General features: G+C 32.0%; 15 protein-coding genes. 5 read left to right on the top strand and 10 right to left on the bottom strand.

Annotated elements, in window-relative coordinates; translation table 11 throughout:
* Positions 1–181: 181 nt before the first annotated feature.
* Positions 182–397 (top strand): sterile alpha motif-like domain-containing protein, encoded by a 216-nt coding sequence (locus BDW25_RS05045; RefSeq protein WP_002454831.1) that lies wholly within the window; start codon positions 182–184, stop codon positions 395–397.
* Positions 398–614: 217 nt separating this feature from the next.
* A complete protein-coding gene (locus BDW25_RS05040; protein ID WP_049417125.1) occupies positions 615–1,049 on the top strand; it encodes a CHAP domain-containing protein in 435 nt (144 codons plus the stop codon).
* 73 nt (positions 1,050–1,122) lie between these two features.
* On the opposite strand, the gene BDW25_RS05035 is transcribed toward BDW25_RS05040, so the two are convergent.
* Both BDW25_RS05035 and BDW25_RS05030 read right to left on the bottom strand, forming a co-directional pair.
* Positions 1,123–2,400 carry a hydroxymethylglutaryl-CoA reductase, degradative gene (locus BDW25_RS05035; protein WP_077700657.1) on the bottom strand — a complete coding sequence of 426 codons (1,278 nt, stop codon included), beginning with the start codon at positions 2,398–2,400 and terminating at the stop codon, positions 1,123–1,125.
* Between the two features lies 1 nt (position 2,401).
* Positions 2,402–3,556 (bottom strand): thiolase family protein, encoded by a 1,155-nt coding sequence (locus BDW25_RS05030; protein WP_002449441.1) that lies wholly within the window; start codon positions 3,554–3,556, stop codon positions 2,402–2,404.
* Positions 3,557–3,668: 112 nt separating this feature from the next.
* Here BDW25_RS05030 and BDW25_RS05025 point away from each other — a divergent pair, with 112 nt between their 5' ends.
* Entirely contained in the window at positions 3,669–4,835 is a 1,167-nt protein-coding gene (locus BDW25_RS05025) for a hydroxymethylglutaryl-CoA synthase (RefSeq protein ID WP_037555820.1), read from the top strand.
* A gap of 120 nt (positions 4,836–4,955) precedes the next feature.
* On the opposite strand, the gene BDW25_RS05020 is transcribed toward BDW25_RS05025, so the two are convergent.
* Both BDW25_RS05020 and BDW25_RS05015 read right to left on the bottom strand, forming a co-directional pair.
* Positions 4,956–5,477: a methylated-DNA--[protein]-cysteine S-methyltransferase gene (locus BDW25_RS05020; protein ID WP_002449174.1), complete on the bottom strand. Its 522-nt coding sequence runs from the start codon at positions 5,475–5,477 to the stop codon at positions 4,956–4,958.
* Positions 5,478–5,629: 152 nt separating this feature from the next.
* The gene (locus BDW25_RS05015; protein ID WP_002449534.1) at positions 5,630–6,094 is read right to left on the bottom strand and encodes a hypothetical protein; all 465 of its coding nucleotides are present in this window, start codon (positions 6,092–6,094) and stop codon (positions 5,630–5,632) included.
* Between the two features lie 326 nt (positions 6,095–6,420).
* On the opposite strand from BDW25_RS05015, the gene BDW25_RS05010 reads away from it, so the two are divergent.
* Positions 6,421–6,972 carry a TetR/AcrR family transcriptional regulator gene (locus BDW25_RS05010; RefSeq protein ID WP_002449497.1) on the top strand — a complete coding sequence of 184 codons (552 nt, stop codon included), beginning with the start codon at positions 6,421–6,423 and terminating at the stop codon, positions 6,970–6,972.
* Between the two features lie 65 nt (positions 6,973–7,037).
* Here the strand turns inward: BDW25_RS05010 and BDW25_RS05005 are convergent, their stop codons facing one another.
* From BDW25_RS05005 to pruA, 4 genes are all read right to left on the bottom strand, one after another.
* On the bottom strand, positions 7,038–7,226 hold the full coding sequence (locus BDW25_RS05005; protein WP_002449289.1) for a FeoB-associated Cys-rich membrane protein: 189 nt from the start codon (positions 7,224–7,226) through the stop codon (positions 7,038–7,040).
* 11 nt (positions 7,227–7,237) lie between these two features.
* Positions 7,238–9,232, bottom strand: coding sequence for a ferrous iron transport protein B (feoB, locus tag BDW25_RS05000; RefSeq protein ID WP_065581128.1), 1,995 nt, complete (start codon positions 9,230–9,232; stop codon positions 7,238–7,240).
* 4 nt (positions 9,233–9,236) lie between these two features.
* A complete protein-coding gene (locus BDW25_RS04995; protein WP_049414278.1) occupies positions 9,237–9,464 on the bottom strand; it encodes a FeoA family protein in 228 nt (75 codons plus the stop codon).
* A gap of 214 nt (positions 9,465–9,678) precedes the next feature.
* Positions 9,679–11,223, bottom strand: a complete 1,545-nt coding sequence (gene pruA, locus BDW25_RS04990) for an L-glutamate gamma-semialdehyde dehydrogenase (protein ID WP_049419029.1) — start codon at positions 11,221–11,223, stop codon at positions 9,679–9,681.
* Between the two features lie 267 nt (positions 11,224–11,490).
* Here pruA and BDW25_RS04985 point away from each other — a divergent pair, with 267 nt between their 5' ends.
* The gene (locus BDW25_RS04985; protein ID WP_002449260.1) at positions 11,491–12,441 is read left to right on the top strand and encodes an NAD-dependent epimerase/dehydratase family protein; all 951 of its coding nucleotides are present in this window, start codon (positions 11,491–11,493) and stop codon (positions 12,439–12,441) included.
* A gap of 43 nt (positions 12,442–12,484) precedes the next feature.
* Here the strand turns inward: BDW25_RS04985 and BDW25_RS04980 are convergent, their stop codons facing one another.
* Together BDW25_RS04980 and BDW25_RS04975 are read right to left on the bottom strand one after the other, a co-directional pair.
* Complete coding sequence (locus BDW25_RS04980; RefSeq protein WP_133944991.1) at positions 12,485–14,992, bottom strand: glycosyltransferase; 2,508 nt, start codon at positions 14,990–14,992, stop codon at positions 12,485–12,487.
* A gap of 225 nt (positions 14,993–15,217) precedes the next feature.
* On the bottom strand, positions 15,218–15,811 hold the full coding sequence (locus tag BDW25_RS04975) for a sugar O-acetyltransferase (RefSeq protein ID WP_037554294.1): 594 nt from the start codon (positions 15,809–15,811) through the stop codon (positions 15,218–15,220).
* Between the last annotated feature and the right edge of the window lie 6 nt (positions 15,812–15,817).

The raw sequence follows: 15,817 nt of genomic DNA, 5'->3' as shown, positions 1-15,817 counted from the left end.
TTTTGTAAAAAAAATGTAAATTCATTCAATTTGAATTCATTCGAGAACTGACTCAAATATGTATACTTTATGGAAAAATAATATTTATAAATAAATTATTTTTCATATAAACAAAACTATATTTTCAAATTACAAAAAATGTTATAATCAAAATCGGCTCAAGCGAATATGAGGTGATGAATTGAGCTTTTACGAATTTATGCAAAATTTTATAGGCGATGACACACCATTAGGTGAATTGGTAAATTGGATTAATCAAGATAACACTTTTCCTAAAGACGTGAAGAGCCAAAACGAAATATTGCTATATTTTCGAACAAATCCGTGTCTTGAAAACATACCGGTGACTAGTGTTAAAAGAGCATTAGCTGTTTTTAACCAATTCACAGATGTATGATTTCAATAAAATGTAGTTATACATTACATGGAAGTATCATCTCACTAAGGCGCCCTCGTGGCGTCTTTTTTTATGCAAAGATTTAGTTACAATGTATTACATATATTTCAGAAGTATTACAGTTATTTGTATAATTCATTTCTTATATTGTATTACAACTTTTTAAATAATAATATTATTTTAGACTTTAAATTATTTAATTTTTGAGGAGAACTTAATGAAAATTAAAACATTCATTTTACGTTTAATATTAGCTACGGCAATTATTTTTACTGGAACTTATACATATCAAAATGTTGAACATACACATACTTCTGAAGCAGCTGGCTATAACTATTATAATAAATATCAATGTACTTGGTGGGCATATCAACGTCGTGTTCAATTAGGTAAACCGGTTTCAAATCAATGGGGTAATGCCAAAAACTGGTACTATAGAGCTCAGCGTGCTGGTTATAGAACAGGACATAAGCCTAAACGCTATGCTATTATGCAATCAACTGCAGGATATTACGGTCATGTTGCCATCGTTGAACGTGTTTACAGTAGTGGAAAAATTCTTGTTTCAGAATATAATTATAACCGTCCACTAGCCTACAGTACGCGTTATATTAGTGCATCTGCTGCGCGTAATTACAATTACATTTATTAATTGACATAACATAATAAGCCATGAAAGTTTAGTGATGGAATCTCTTCCATTTCTAAATTCTCATGGCTTATTTTTAAGATTGACGTATTGATTTTAAAATACGTTTAGCCGCTTCGGTATTTGCTTTAGGTTCTTGTTTAAGTTGCTCAGCAACTTTTGAAATTTCTTCACCTTTAGCGCCTACAACAATCGCTAATGATTTATATTGCAAACTCATATGTCCTTTTTGAATACCTTCTGAAACAAGGGCTCTACAAGCTGAAAAGTTCTGTGCTAAACCTACTGCAGCCACTACATGTCCTAATTCTCTAGCAGACTCAACGTTGAGTAAATCTAGAGAAGCTTTCGCGACTGGTAATACTTTCGTTCCTCCGCCAACGATGGCTAAAGTCATCGGTACTTCAATTGTGCCCACAAGACGTCCACGGGCTTTATCATATTTCCACGTGGCCATGCCTCTATACTGACCATCACGTGCTGCATAAGCATGCGCACTTGCTTCAGCACCTCGTGTATCGTTACCTGTAGCTAGAACAACGGCATGAATTCCATTCATGACTCCTTTGTTATGTGTTGCTGCCCGATGAATATCGACTTGTGCAAGCACTGACGCACGCTCCATTCTCTTAGCTACTTCTTCACCAGAATAATCGCCGCGATTTAAATCATTGATATCAATCTCACCTTCTACCCTTACAACAGAAGACGTTGCATGATTAGATAAGATACTCATTAATATCTCTTGATCTGTTAACTCATTTTTTAGATAGGCTGTCACTGCTTCTAAAATGGTATTAAGCATATTTGCGCCCATCGCATCTTTAGTATCAACAAATACTTTAAGAGATAATAACTGTTCATTAGGAAACGCATCTATGTCAATACCACGATAGCCACCCCCACGACGGATGATAGAAGGATAGGCTTCATCTGCAATACGTTTAATTTGGTTTTCTTGTTTTTGAATGCGTTGTGTTAAGTCTTCTGTATCTTTAACATCATCAAATACGATTTGTCCAATCATCAATCGTTCACTTTTTATCGTTTTAAATCCTCCAGTTTGGTTAACAAGTTTCGCTCCATAACTCGCAGCAGCAACAACTGACGGCTCTTCAACCATCATAGGTACCACATATTCTTTTTCATCTACGATAATTTTAGGTAATAATCCAACTGGTAACGTACCCTGGCCAATGACATTTTCGATGAGACTGTTTGCCACTTCCTCATCAATAACTGGATTGCTTAATAATGTTTGATAATTCGTTTTATCTAACCATCCGTAGTCTACTAATTGTTTTAATTTATCTTCTCTTGATAAATGACGAAAGTTTTTATCTAAACTTTTCATATTAATGTACTCCCTTTTCAATCATTAAAGCAATGCCTAGTCCTCCACCAATGCAAGCTGTTGCGATACCTGTATGTTGATGTTCTTGTTCTAAAGCATTCACAAGTGTTGTAACGAGACGTGCACCACTTGCACCAATAGGATGTCCTAATGCAATGGCACCACCATAAATATTTAAAATGCTATCAGGAATTTTTAAATGATCCTTAACAGGTATACTTTGAGCTGCAAATGCTTCAGTCATTTCTATAATATCAATATCATTAATGTTTTGATGTGTTTTTTCTAATAATTTTTCTACTGCATAAAAAGGTGCATAACCCATGTATTGTGGATCGCAACCTACTTCAGCGTAATCTCCTACTATGCCAAGAATTTCAAATCCATGTTCTTTTGCAAATGTTGCTTCCATTAAAATAAGGGCAGATGATCCATCATTAATACTCGAAGCATTACCACCAGTGACTGTTCCATTCTCTTTAAATATTGTTTTCAAAGTAGATAATTTTTCAACACTACTATTTGATCTTATACCTTCATCAGAAGTCATCTCATTACCTTCAGCGTCTGTCATTTTTATAATTTCGTTATCAAATTTACCTTCTTCAACGGCTTTTGCAGCTTTAGCATGAGAATGGTTAGCAAACTCGTCTTGCATTTCACGTGTTACATGATATTTTTCAGCTATATTTTCTGCTGTGACACCCATCGGAACATAATGGAAAGCATCCGTTAATCCATCATGCATAAAACTTTCTACAGGGTCTTCTCCGTCTTTTAAAATAAGTTTAGGTGCATTAGTCATACTTTCAACACCACCAACAGCAACGACTTTAGCTTCTCCTAATTGAATAAGTTGCTTCCCTAAAATAATTGCTTTAAGTCCTGAACCACATACTTCATTAATCGTCATCGCTGGAGTTGTATCAGGAATACCTGATTTAATAGCAATTTGTCGTGCAGAGTTTTGTCCTATACCACTTTGTAAGACATTTCCGAAAATAACTTGTTCAATAAGAGATGGATCGATATCAATTGATTCAATAGCTCCTTTTAAAGCTGTTGTACCTAGTTCAACAGCTGAATAATTTCTCAATTTCCCTTTATATTTGCCAATTGGCGTTCTTTTAGCACTTACAATAGCGATTTGTTTCATTCTTTATCTCCTTGCCTGTAATATAGATATAATTGTATTTTAGTAATTTATTTTGGTAAAATACAGAGTATTGTATTGTTAAAATTAGACTATTCGAAAGGATGACATGCCTGTGAATATAGGTATCGATAAAATCAATTTTTATGTCCCTAAATACTATGTAGACATGGCGAAGCTTGCAGAGGCTCGTCAAGTTGATCCAAACAAATTTTTAATTGGGATTGGACAAACACAAATGGCAGTAAGTCCAGTATCTCAAGATATCGTATCAATGGGAGCCAATGCTGCTAAAGATATTATAACAGAAGATGATAAAAAACATATTGGAATGGTTATCGTTGCTACTGAATCTGCTATCGACAACGCTAAAGCCGCAGCAGTTCAAATTCACCATTTATTAAATATCCAACCTTTTGCACGTTGTTTTGAAATGAAAGAAGCTTGCTATGCAGCTACACCTGCAATTCAACTTGCTAAAGATTATCTTGCAAACCGTCCTAACGAAAAAGTATTGGTCATTGCAAGTGATACAGCACGTTATGGTATCGAGTCAGGCGGTGAACCTACACAAGGTGCTGGTGCAGTGGCAATGTTAATTTCACATCAGCCTCGCATTTTACAATTAAACAATGATGCTGTTGCTTATACAGCAGATGTGTATGATTTCTGGAGACCGACTGGTTATAAATATCCACTTGTTGCAGGTGCATTATCAAAAGATGCATATATTGAATCATTCCAAGAAAGTTGGAAAGAGTATGCACGTCGTGAAGATAAATCATTATCCGATTTTGAATCATTATGTTTCCATGTGCCTTTTACTAAAATGGGCAAAAAAGCATTAGATTCTATCATTAATGATACTGATGAAACGACTCAATCTCGATTAACGTCTGGTTATGAAGATGCTGTATACTATAATCGTTATGTAGGTAATATATATACTGGATCACTTTATTTAAGTTTAATTTCATTACTTGAAAACAGAACTTTAACTCCTGGTCAAACAATTGGATTATTTAGTTATGGTTCTGGGTCAGTGGGAGAATTCTTTAGCGCCACAGTAGTGGAAGGTTTTGAACAACACTTAGATAAAAAAGCACATCAAGCTTTATTAAATGAGCGTCAAGAAGTATCTGTAAAAGAATACGAATCGTTCTTCAGACGTTTTGATGATTTATCTTTTAATCATGAGATTGAAAACGTAGAAAACGATAAAAATATCTTTTATTTAGAAAACATTGAAGATGATATTAGATATTATCATTCTCCTGAATAATGTATATCAATCCGATATTAAAAAAGGTGGGACGATGTACTCAAAATGAATTCGTCATCCCATCTCCCCAAAACATTATAAACGCCTAAGACAACTCATTATGTCTTAGGCGCCTTTTATTTATGGTTTAGTTGTGTATAATGGTCGATATAATTGACTCATATTCACATTTTCAATTTCTAACAATTTAATTTTATTATCAATTGTTCCACCATATCCTGTTAAACTACCATCTTTTCCTACAACGCGATGACAAGGAATGATGATAGAAATTGGATTTTTTCCTACAGCTCCACCTACAGCTTGTGCAGACATTTTTGGTTTGTTTAATACTTGACCAATATGTTTTGCAATGGTTCCGTAAGTAGTAAGCTCTCCATATGGGATCGTATTAAGATAAGCCCATACTTCTTGTTGAAAAGATGTACCATGAGGTTGTAAAGGAAAATCAATCTCTGGATTATTTCCTAAGAAATAGTCATCAAGCCATCGCTTTACTTTTTTTAAAATATATAGTTCATGATCTGTAGGAAAACGTAAATGCGTGTATTGATATAAATATTCTAATTGCGTCACTACTTCTCCGTCTGTAACGATTTCTAAATTACCTACTGGAGAGTGATAAAGCATTGAATAGAACATAATAGCTTCCTCCTTACTCTATTGTATTGTAATAAAAAATAAGAAGCGAGACTGAATTCATTTGAATTCCTCTTCTCGCTTCCATTAATCAATTCTGACACATTGATTTATAACTGTTTAATACTAAGTTTATTTTAAGAATACAATCGTTCTTAATTGAAGTTATATAATTCATAGCCTTTATCTTTAGCATATTCTAATGCTAAAATTTCTAATATATTGATAAATGCTGGCTCATCTTTAACATTTACATATTGGAATTTTAATCCATAATCTTCAGCAGTGATTGATTTAATATCGTCTTCGTTCAAGCCTTTTTGTTGAGCTAAGCCTTTTTTAAATTTTGTTGTGCCTACACCAGATTTTAAGTTATATTGTCCCATTTTGTTAAATAAGTCTTTCGTAATAGGTTGATAACCTGTTGAATATCCTCCAGTTTGACCTACAAATATTGGTGTTTTTTTATCAAAAATAACATATACACCAAATTTATCTTGAACTTTTTCACGATCTGGTTTACTAAATGATAAAGCATTATTTTTGTCATACTTAAATAATTTTTTAAGTTGTTTTTTATTATCTTCTTTAATTTGATTTAATCTTTTACTACCTTTCATATTTTACCATCCTCCAGTATAGAGTATTTTTATATTTTATAGAATTATCATTGAATCATTCTATAAAGAATACTATTTTTCTATAATTTTTTAATTTTTATTTATAATTCTAATTAATTTCTTTAAAATTTGTATACCCTATTCATCCTAGTTAAAACTTTTCTATATTATAAATTATTTAACGCTAAACATAAAAAATCATTTCTTTTATTAAATTGTAATTTATTAGTTATTCTCTATTTATTTATAGATATTTCTATTCTATAATCATATATTATGTATCTCTATATAAATATTTTATAGTTTACATGTTAGGGGAGAAAGACATGAATGATAAAGATTTAAGAGTGATAAAGACTAAGAAAGCGTTAACGAGTAGTTTATATGCTTTACTAGAAATAGAACCCTTCTCTTCTATTACAGTTCATAAAATTTGTGAAAATGCTGGTATTCATCGTACTACATTTTATAAACACTTTTATGATAAATATGAACTACTCGTCTATTTACTTGAAGTCATTGGGAAAAATTACTTTGCAATTGATATTAAGGAACGTATTAATCGTCCGTTTCAAGTTTTGTCTAATTCATTAAATCGTGAAACATTGTCTAGAATCGAACACATGCAAGAAGAGGATAATGAATACAACAAAGTTAGAAATCAGTTTCTTATAGATATTATCAAAAATGATGTTTATGAAAATATGGATCGGATAGCACTTGAAGAAACCATTCCTAAAAGCTTAGTTTTCTATGTTTTTGGTTCAATTATAGGTGGTTTTTTAGAGTGGCAAAAAAATGAGGAGACAACACTTACGCCTAAAGAAATGGATGACGTTTTTCATAAATTAGTTAATATTAAAACGATTAATTACTGATCAAACCATCGTTATATCGTTTTAATAAATAACCCCCGTCTTAATTCGACGGGGGTTATTTATTATTAATTATTGTTTTTTATATGATTTAATTTTAATTCATTTAACTCGCTAGATGCATTAATATCACAATTACAATCTGTATCGCAACTACCACATTTTCCTTGAGTAGAGCGATTAAAGAATTTATATAATGTATACGCAGCGTAACCAAAAATAGCAACAAAAATGATTACGTTTATTAATAAAGTCATTGTCATCATCCTTATATAAGTAATTTTGTTATTTGATAAAATGCAAATGTTAATATATACGCTGTAAAAATTGGATAAATTAATGCTGTAAGTGTCCATTTCCATGATGTTGTTTCTTTACGAATTGTTGCAACAGTTGAAATACATGGCACATATAATAATATAAAAATCATAAAGGCATATGCAGATAACGGTGTGAACTGTTGTTGAATGACATTGACTAAACCACCTTCACTAGAAGAATACAAGATAGCCATAGAACTTACAATGACTTCTTTAGCTAAGAATCCTGGAATTAACGTAGCGCCTGCTTGCCAACTACCAAATCCTAATGGAGCAATGAGATGTCCAAAGAATTCTCCAATACTGTGCATGAAGCTTTCATCAATCTGTACATTCACTCCATGAGGACCGATGTAACTCAATGCCCAAATGACTACAGAACCACCAAAAATAAATGTTCCTGCTTTTTTTACAAATCCTTTTGCTTTTTCCCAAGTACTTCTCCATAACGTTTTAATTGATGGAACTCTATATGTAGGTAGTTCCACAATAAATACGGAATTCTCACTTTTAAGAATAAACTTGTTAAGTAATGTACTTACAATTAATGCCACTACAATTCCTAATACATATAAACTTAGGACTACAAGAGATTGATACTTTTCAAAAAATACTCCTACAAAAATAGCATATACTGGCAATCGCGCCGAACATGACATGAAAGGTGCAATTAAAATAGTAATTAGTCTTTCTTTTTCATTTTCAATACTCCGTGTTGCCATAATACTGGGTACATTACAACCAAATCCAATAATCATGGGAATAAATGATTTTCCACTTAATCCTATTGATTCCATTGTTCTATCCATTAAAACTGCAATTCGTGCCATATATCCTGAATCTTCTAAAAGTGAAATAAAGAAGAATAATACAATAATTTGTGGCACAAATACTAAGACTGAACCTACTCCAGCTACAATACCATCTGTAATCAAATTTTGTAGAAATGGCGCAACATGTATATAATGCATGCCTGCCTTTAACCAATCTGTGAGTGGTCCGCTAAAGAAAGCATCTAGCTGATCTGATAATGGTGTTCCTATCCAAGTAAATGTCGTTTGAAAAATCAGCCACATAATGACTAGAAATATTGGAATACCTAAGTATCTATTCATTATTATTTTATCGAGTTTTTCAGTTAAAAATTGCTGTTCTTCATTCGGATATTCAATGACACCATCTAATAGACGATCAATGTATTGATTTCGAATGATTTCAATATGTTGTCGTATTGATACATCTAAGTGTTGACTTAACTTCTCTTTAATAGGTTCAATTTGTTCGGAAATAACTGAAGGTAGTTCTCGCTCGATTTCCGGATTGTCTAATAAATACTGAATTGCTATAAAGCGTAAACGTTTTGAAGGATATTCTGTATGTGCTTGAATGATAGAAGTCATTTGCTTAATCGCATCTTCAGTTTCTTTACCATAACTGATTTTGAAGTTACGTCTTTCTTTTGGGTTTAAAAAAGACAATTCATTTAGCAATTCCTCCGTACCTTTTCCTTTACGAGCAACAATGGGAAATACAGGTACTTTCAGTTTTCTCATTAGACCTTCGTATTTAATTTTAATACCTCTTTGCGTTGCCACATCTACCATATTTAATCCAATGATAATAGGTTCATTTAATTCCATTAATTGTATTGTAAGTTGAAGGTTTCTCTTTAATTGACTGGCATCAATAATGTTAATCATACCTGTAAATGTATTTGTCATCAGATAGTCTGTGACAACTGTTTCATCTTTAGAAATAGGTGATAAATCATAAATACCCGGTAAATCGATTAAATTGCCAATATCTTTCTTTAATTGTCCAACTTTCTTTTCAACTGTAACGCCACTCCAGTTTCCAATGTATTCATACGAACCGGTTAGTGCATTAAACAATGATGTCTTTCCTACATTTGGATTACCTAATATACAGAAGCTTTCGTGCATAGGCTTACTCCTCTAACATAATTAAACGTGCATCACGTTGACGAATGCTTACACATTGGCCATTAATTTCAACAACACTTGGTCCATTTAACAAGCACTTTTGTTTAATACTGATTTTACTACCTACATTTAAGCCAAAGGCACCTAAACGATATAGCATATTTTTATTTTGAATATCAATTTGTTTAACTACATACTTTTTATCTTTTGATGCAGTGTTTACATTTATCATTCCAGTCACACTTTCTATTTGTAATTAATAATCATTCTCAACACTTAAATGATAACCTTTTTCACTTACTTTTACAATCATTTATTTATTCATTTTTCATAAATTTTAGATATGATTCATACATTGTTTAGCGTATTTATTTTTTTGAGAGTATAAAAAAGCTGTGAAAAATCGAACGAATTCGACTTTCCACAGCACCTACCACTTAGTGATGTTAAAACATCTCTGATACCACTTTTTGTTCTAAAAAGTTTAATAAATAGTCAGGACTGCCTGTTTTAGCGTCTGTACCTGACATTTTGAAACCACCAAATGGGTGGTAACCTACAACAGCTGCAGTACATCCACGATTTAGATATAAGTTACCTACATCAAATTCATTTACAGCTTGAATCCAATGTTCACGATTGTTTGTGATGACCGCGCCTGTTAAGCCATAATCTGTATCATTTGCAATATCAATGGCTTCATTAAAGTTATCGAATTTGGTGAAGCCAACTACAGGGCCAAAGATTTCTTCTTGCATCACTTGATCAGAAGATGTTAATCCTGAAATGATTGTTGGATGGATAAAGTAACCTGTTGAATCATCCGCTTCTCCACCAATTTCAATTTTTCCTTCTTTACTACCAATTTCAATATATTTTTTAATTTTATCGAATTGTTTTTTATTAATAACAGGTCCCATAAATGTATTATCAACAGTATTACCTACTGTTAAATCTTTTGTTAACTCAATTGCCTTTTCTAAGACTTCATCATAAACAGCGCTATGCACAATGGCACGTGAACATGCTGAACACTTTTGACCGGAGAATCCAAACGCTGACGTTACAATAGAGTGTGCAGCTAAGTCTGTATCTACACCTTCATCTACTACAATCGCATCTTTACCACCCATTTCAGCAATCACACGTTTTAAGAAAGTTTGACCTTCTTGTACAACTGCACTACGCTCGTAAATGCGTGTTCCTGTTGCACGAGACCCCGTGAATGTCACAAAATGTGTATGCACAGAATCAACTAAGTAATCACCAATGTCTTTAGGATCACCAGGCACAAAGTTTACCACACCTTTAGGTAAGCCTGCTTCTTCTAAAATTTCAATCAGTTTATATGCAGTAAGCACTGTATCTTCAGCAGGTTTCAATAACACCGTATTACCTGCAACCACTGGTGCTAATGTTGTACCCGCCATAATTGCAAATGGGAAGTTCCAAGGTGGAATGGTTACACCTGTACCAATCGGTTTATAGAAATATTGATTGTGTTCACCTTCACGATCTAAGACCGGTTTACCATCTGCAAGTTCCATCATTGAACGAGCATAATATTCTATAAAATCAATACCTTCAGCCGCATCTCCAACTGCTTCATCCCAAGGTTTACCCGCTTCATATACCATGACTGCTGAAATTTCTTCTTTACGACGACGAATGATTGCTGCGACACGAAGCATTAATTCAGCACGATCTTTGTGTGACCATTTACGCCATGCGTCATAAGCCTTGTTTGAAGATTCAAATGCGTTATCTACATCGTCTTTTGTCGCTTTTGACACTTTAGCTACTAATTCAGATGTATTCGCTGGATTAATTGAATCGAATGTATCATCCTTAATGATATGTTCACCATCAATGACAATAGGAAGCGTTTGGCCTAAGCTATGTTTTACTTTTTCTAACGTTTTTTGAAATCTTTCAACATTTTCTTGTACAGAAAAATCAATACCAGGTTCATTTTTGAAAGGTACTACCATACTTCATTACCCCCTATATGTTTTAAATATTTAAATTCATTCTCTAACCCTTTGTTTCTTAATCATGATATTTTCTATCATTAACTTCATTTTACTATGCTTACTCCTTTATTTGCAACCGCTTACAAAATTGTTTGTTTAAACTTTTCTTCAAATACCAATATAGCCCTATCAGTACATTTTTATATAAATAATTTATAATTTAAATAAAATAAAGTATAATAATCACAACATAATTAACCGACATCTAGAAAAGGAAGTATTTATATGAAAGTACTTATCACTGGGGGAGCAGGTTTTATTGGCTCCCATGTAGCAGAATATTTTATGAAACATGACACAGAAGTACATATTATTGACAACTTAAGTTCCGGCTTTTTAAAGAATATACCTTTTGTGAACAATGAACATATTTATATCAAAGACATCACCGATTTTGAATTTGTAACACAGTTAATACAAAAAGAACAATTTGATTTTGTCATTCATTTAGCTGCTATGGTAAGTGTAGTAGAAACTATTGAAAAACCAGAATTATCCAATCGTATTAATATAGATGCTACTGTCAATATATTAGAAGCAATTCGAATATATAATCCAAATATTAAAAAAGTCATATTTGCTTCTTCTGCAGCTATTTATGGTCATCTACCCGATTTACCTAAATCTGTAGAACAATCGAAACCATTTCCATTATCTCCATATGCTATTCAAAAGTACACCGGAGAACAATATACTAAGATTTATAATCATTTATATCAAATTCCTTGTACTTGTTTAAGATTCTTTAATATTTACGGTCCTAGACAAAATCCAACATCTGATTATTCAGGAGTCATTTCTATTATGAATACTAAGTTTTTAAATCATTCAACCTTTACATTTTATGGAGATGGTGAACAAACACGTGATTTTGTTTATATCGATGATTTAATCAATGCTCTATCAATTGTTCTTAATACTACTCTAACGGATGGTTTTATCTATAACGTAGGCACAGGAACACAAACAAATTTGAAAGCTGTTTTTCAATCGTTCGAACATGGCTTTGATTATCATATACCTTATCAATTTGAAGCCCCACGTCTTGGAGATATTAAACATTCTTGTGCTGACATTACCCCGCTCAAAGCATTAGGTTACAATCCTAGATATAGTATTGAAGAAGGTATTACAGCTTATTTGACTTATAATAAACATAACAACATCACTATTTAATAGAAAAACGGTTAGCTTTTATTAATATGCTAACCGTTTTTTACTATTTGAGTAGTTTATAAAACTCTTTAAGTGCTAATTGATTATATTCTTGTGCGTTAAATACTTCATATTGAGATGATCGTTTTTGAATACACTGTTCTAATGCGACTGTGATATCATCAATATCATGACTCACAAGAGTACCATATTTACCATTACCGAGTACATAGCGGTTTGCTATAATATCTGACGCGATAATATGAACTTTTAAAGTTAATGCTTCAAGTAATACCATTGATTGTCCTTCATAATGAGACGTTAAGCAGAAGACGTCTGCTTGTTTCATGATATAGTATGGATTCTTCCTTTGTCCTAATAAAAAGACATGTTTTTCTAATTTCAACCTTTTTATTTGTTGTTCTAATTGAACACGGATAGGGCCTTCCCCCATAATATATAACTTTGTATGCGGATGACTGACATGTACTTTACTAAATGCATCAATAAGTAAGTCAAAACCTTTTTCAGGTGATAATCGTCCTGCAGTTACAATTTTGAAATCGTCTTCCTTAAATGGTACTGAACTTATATCCCTATTATTGATGCGTACGAGTACGGATTGGTGTTGTTTTTCAAATTTTTCAGAGTCATCTAATTTTAGTTGATTGATTTTATTCAAATTAATCGTATTTCTGGAAGTAACAAATTTCTTATTCAATGATTTATCATTGATCTTCTGTTTATTTTGATCTTTAGAAGCATCGGATACACATACTAATTGATCAAATTGACTATACAGCGAGCGTACACCTTTTAAATTTTGATAATGTATTTTAACACCGTTAACTTTTCTTTCCATATCTGCTTTAATATCACTATGTAAATAAATCAATTTACGTTTTACTTTTGTTGCTAAAATTAAATTAGCCCAAAACATAGAATACCCACTAAAATCAATCGCATAGTCGAATTGGCTATGACCAAATACTTTTCGCATTTCTCTTTCGTATACTTTCTTCGGATATATCAAATGTTCTAACGTACTTTTTAATCCTCTCTGTCTTACGAAATCGATACTATACATTTCTTTCAATGATGCTGCTAATGGAGGTACTCTCAAAATAATTCTAACGTTCTTATTAATACGATTTAAGTTATTTAAAACTTCAAGATTTTTACTTTTATTAGTAAACAATGTAATGTCGTATTTTTCATAATCGACATTTTCTAATAAATTAATGATAGACGTTGTAATACCATTATTTTTCATACCACCAGGATAAATTAACACTCTTTTCTTAGCACAGATCTTACGTTTAGGACGCTTACGTTTACCCTCAAACAGTATGTTAATAAGTGTTTCAGTAACAGTTCCATCATCTAGATAGGTATATTGACGTTTAAAATATTGATATTTTTTCTTTACTGAATCATCATCATATACTTTTTGCTTGATCGCTGTAATCACATCTTCAATATGATGAACGACAGGACCAGGTAGGTCACGATTAGCAATATACATACCTCGTGATGATTGATATTCATCCAAATCTGGAGTATAGAAGACAATCGGTTTATTGGTTACTAAATAGTCAAAGAAGATACTTGAATAATCTGTAATCATTAAATCGACGATCGCTAATATTTCATTGGTATCAAAATAATCAGGAATTAAATAAGGTTTTAAACGTTTTATTTTAAGCGCGTCTTTATATAAATAAGGATGGACTTTGACTAACACTTGATAATCTAGATGATGTTTAAGTTTTTCAACTTCTTCAACGATATGATTTAAACTTGCCTCTGGTGCATTGACATCCTCGCCTCTCCAAGTTGGACAATACAATAAAATACTTTGTTCTTTACTAATATGAAGATAATGATTCAACTCGCTAATCATGTCTTTTCGATTTGAATTTAAAGTTAAATCGATTCTAGGATATCCAATTTCCAAAAATTCTCCACCATAAATATTTTCAAGTCTAAAGGCTCGTTTAAAAATCGTCGTCGTATGGTGATTAGGACTAATTAAGTAATCGCTGCTTAAAAAGTTTTTAATAATATTTTGAGAACCATAAAGACTATTTTCAATGTCTAATCCCATATATTTTAAAGGTGTCCCATGCCATGTATTGATATACATTTGTTTTGGCTTTTTAATGAAATAGGATGGAAAAGTAGAATTATTAATTAAATACTTACTCTCCGTTAATGCTTTCAAATATTCTCTTGATTCTTTAATAACAAACTCTACATTTTTATAGTACTTAAATCTTGCTTTATAAAATAGCAATGTTTCGTGATGATCTACTACCCATATGTGTTTATATTTACGGTAACGAGGTTGTTGAATTAAACTTTTAAATATTGCATATGGACTATCTGTGATACTTTTTCCATCTCTCACTTGATATAATATCTGATATTCCTTAACGTTATTTTTTTTATAATATTTAGCGTAAGTCATTACTTTACTTGTATAAGCAGATTTATTTTTTCTTTGTATTGGCTTAAATAAAAAATTCAATTTACGTCTTAATTGATTTGTAAGACATGTCTTAAGTGTCATATTCATTATCCTTTCTAAGTTGCTTTTATTTCTCTTACGTTGTTTCATTAAAATGAATTGAACTATTTCAATGATGCACATATAGTAATACACACATTCAGCACTCTACAATTATATCATTTAATTATATTATATAATAAATATTTAATTTCAATACAAATTGTTATTTTACATAAAAATCAACCTTTAAGCATACGTGTTACTGCTTAAAGGTTGGTTACTATATTATTCAAAGTGATTAGGCATATTTATCATTTCATTTTGATCAATCGTTCTTATCACTTTTGCTGGCACTCCAGCAGCTAAACTATTCGGTGGAATATCGTTTGTTACAACACTACCTGCTGCAATAACTGAGCCATCACCAATTGAAACACCTGGTGTCACTGTCACACTCGCACCAAACCAAATATTACTTCCTATATGAATAGGTTTTGCCAATTCCCATCCTTTATTTCGATCTTGATAATTGAGTGGATGATGTGCTGTATATAGTCCACATGATGGTCCTATAAAGACGTTATCGCCGATCGTAATGCCACCACCATCCATCAAATAACTATTGCTATTGATAAACACGTTTTCTCCAACTTTTATATTCCAACCATAATCTGTGTCAAATGGACTGCTGATTGAAAGTTGTTTCGCTTCATAGCCAAGTAATTCTTTTAAAATCGCTTGGCGTTTTTCTATATCACTAGGTCGTGTATGATTATATTCAAAGCATAAGTCTTTAGCACGCTGTCTGCCCATTCTTAATTCCTTATCAAAGTTTGCATCATACCATTCGTGTGCTAACATTTTTTCTTTTTCAGTCATTGTCTT

It is taken from the genome of Staphylococcus sp. AtDRG32, assembly GCF_004365845.1.
Lineage (GTDB): Bacteria > Bacillota > Bacilli > Staphylococcales > Staphylococcaceae > Staphylococcus > Staphylococcus hominis.
This window is presented reverse-complemented; position numbering and strand designations above follow the sequence as displayed.

Excerpts from the sequence above, each read along its gene's own strand:
- BDW25_RS05040 (WP_049417125.1), top strand. The coding sequence starts at position 615 with ATGAAAATTAAAACATTCATTTTACGTTTAATATTAGCTACGGCAATT.
- BDW25_RS05035 (WP_077700657.1), bottom strand. The coding sequence starts at position 2,400 with ATGAAAAGTTTAGATAAAAACTTTCGTCATTTATCAAGAGAAGATAAA.
- BDW25_RS05030 (WP_002449441.1), bottom strand. The coding sequence starts at position 3,556 with ATGAAACAAATCGCTATTGTAAGTGCTAAAAGAACGCCAATTGGCAAA.
- BDW25_RS05020 (WP_002449174.1), bottom strand. The coding sequence starts at position 5,477 with ATGTTCTATTCAATGCTTTATCACTCTCCAGTAGGTAATTTAGAAATC.
- BDW25_RS05015 (WP_002449534.1), bottom strand. The coding sequence starts at position 6,094 with ATGAAAGGTAGTAAAAGATTAAATCAAATTAAAGAAGATAATAAAAAA.
- BDW25_RS05010 (WP_002449497.1), top strand. The coding sequence starts at position 6,421 with ATGAATGATAAAGATTTAAGAGTGATAAAGACTAAGAAAGCGTTAACG.
- BDW25_RS05005 (WP_002449289.1), bottom strand. The coding sequence starts at position 7,226 with ATGACTTTATTAATAAACGTAATCATTTTTGTTGCTATTTTTGGTTAC.
- feoB (WP_065581128.1), bottom strand. The coding sequence starts at position 9,232 with ATGCACGAAAGCTTCTGTATATTAGGTAATCCAAATGTAGGAAAGACA.
- BDW25_RS04995 (WP_049414278.1), bottom strand. The coding sequence starts at position 9,464 with ATGATAAATGTAAACACTGCATCAAAAGATAAAAAGTATGTAGTTAAA.
- pruA (WP_049419029.1), bottom strand. The coding sequence starts at position 11,223 with ATGGTAGTACCTTTCAAAAATGAACCTGGTATTGATTTTTCTGTACAA.
- BDW25_RS04985 (WP_002449260.1), top strand. The coding sequence starts at position 11,491 with ATGAAAGTACTTATCACTGGGGGAGCAGGTTTTATTGGCTCCCATGTA.
- BDW25_RS04980 (WP_133944991.1), bottom strand. The coding sequence starts at position 14,992 with ATGACACTTAAGACATGTCTTACAAATCAATTAAGACGTAAATTGAAT.
- BDW25_RS04975 (WP_037554294.1), bottom strand. The coding sequence starts at position 15,811 with ATGACTGAAAAAGAAAAAATGTTAGCACACGAATGGTATGATGCAAAC.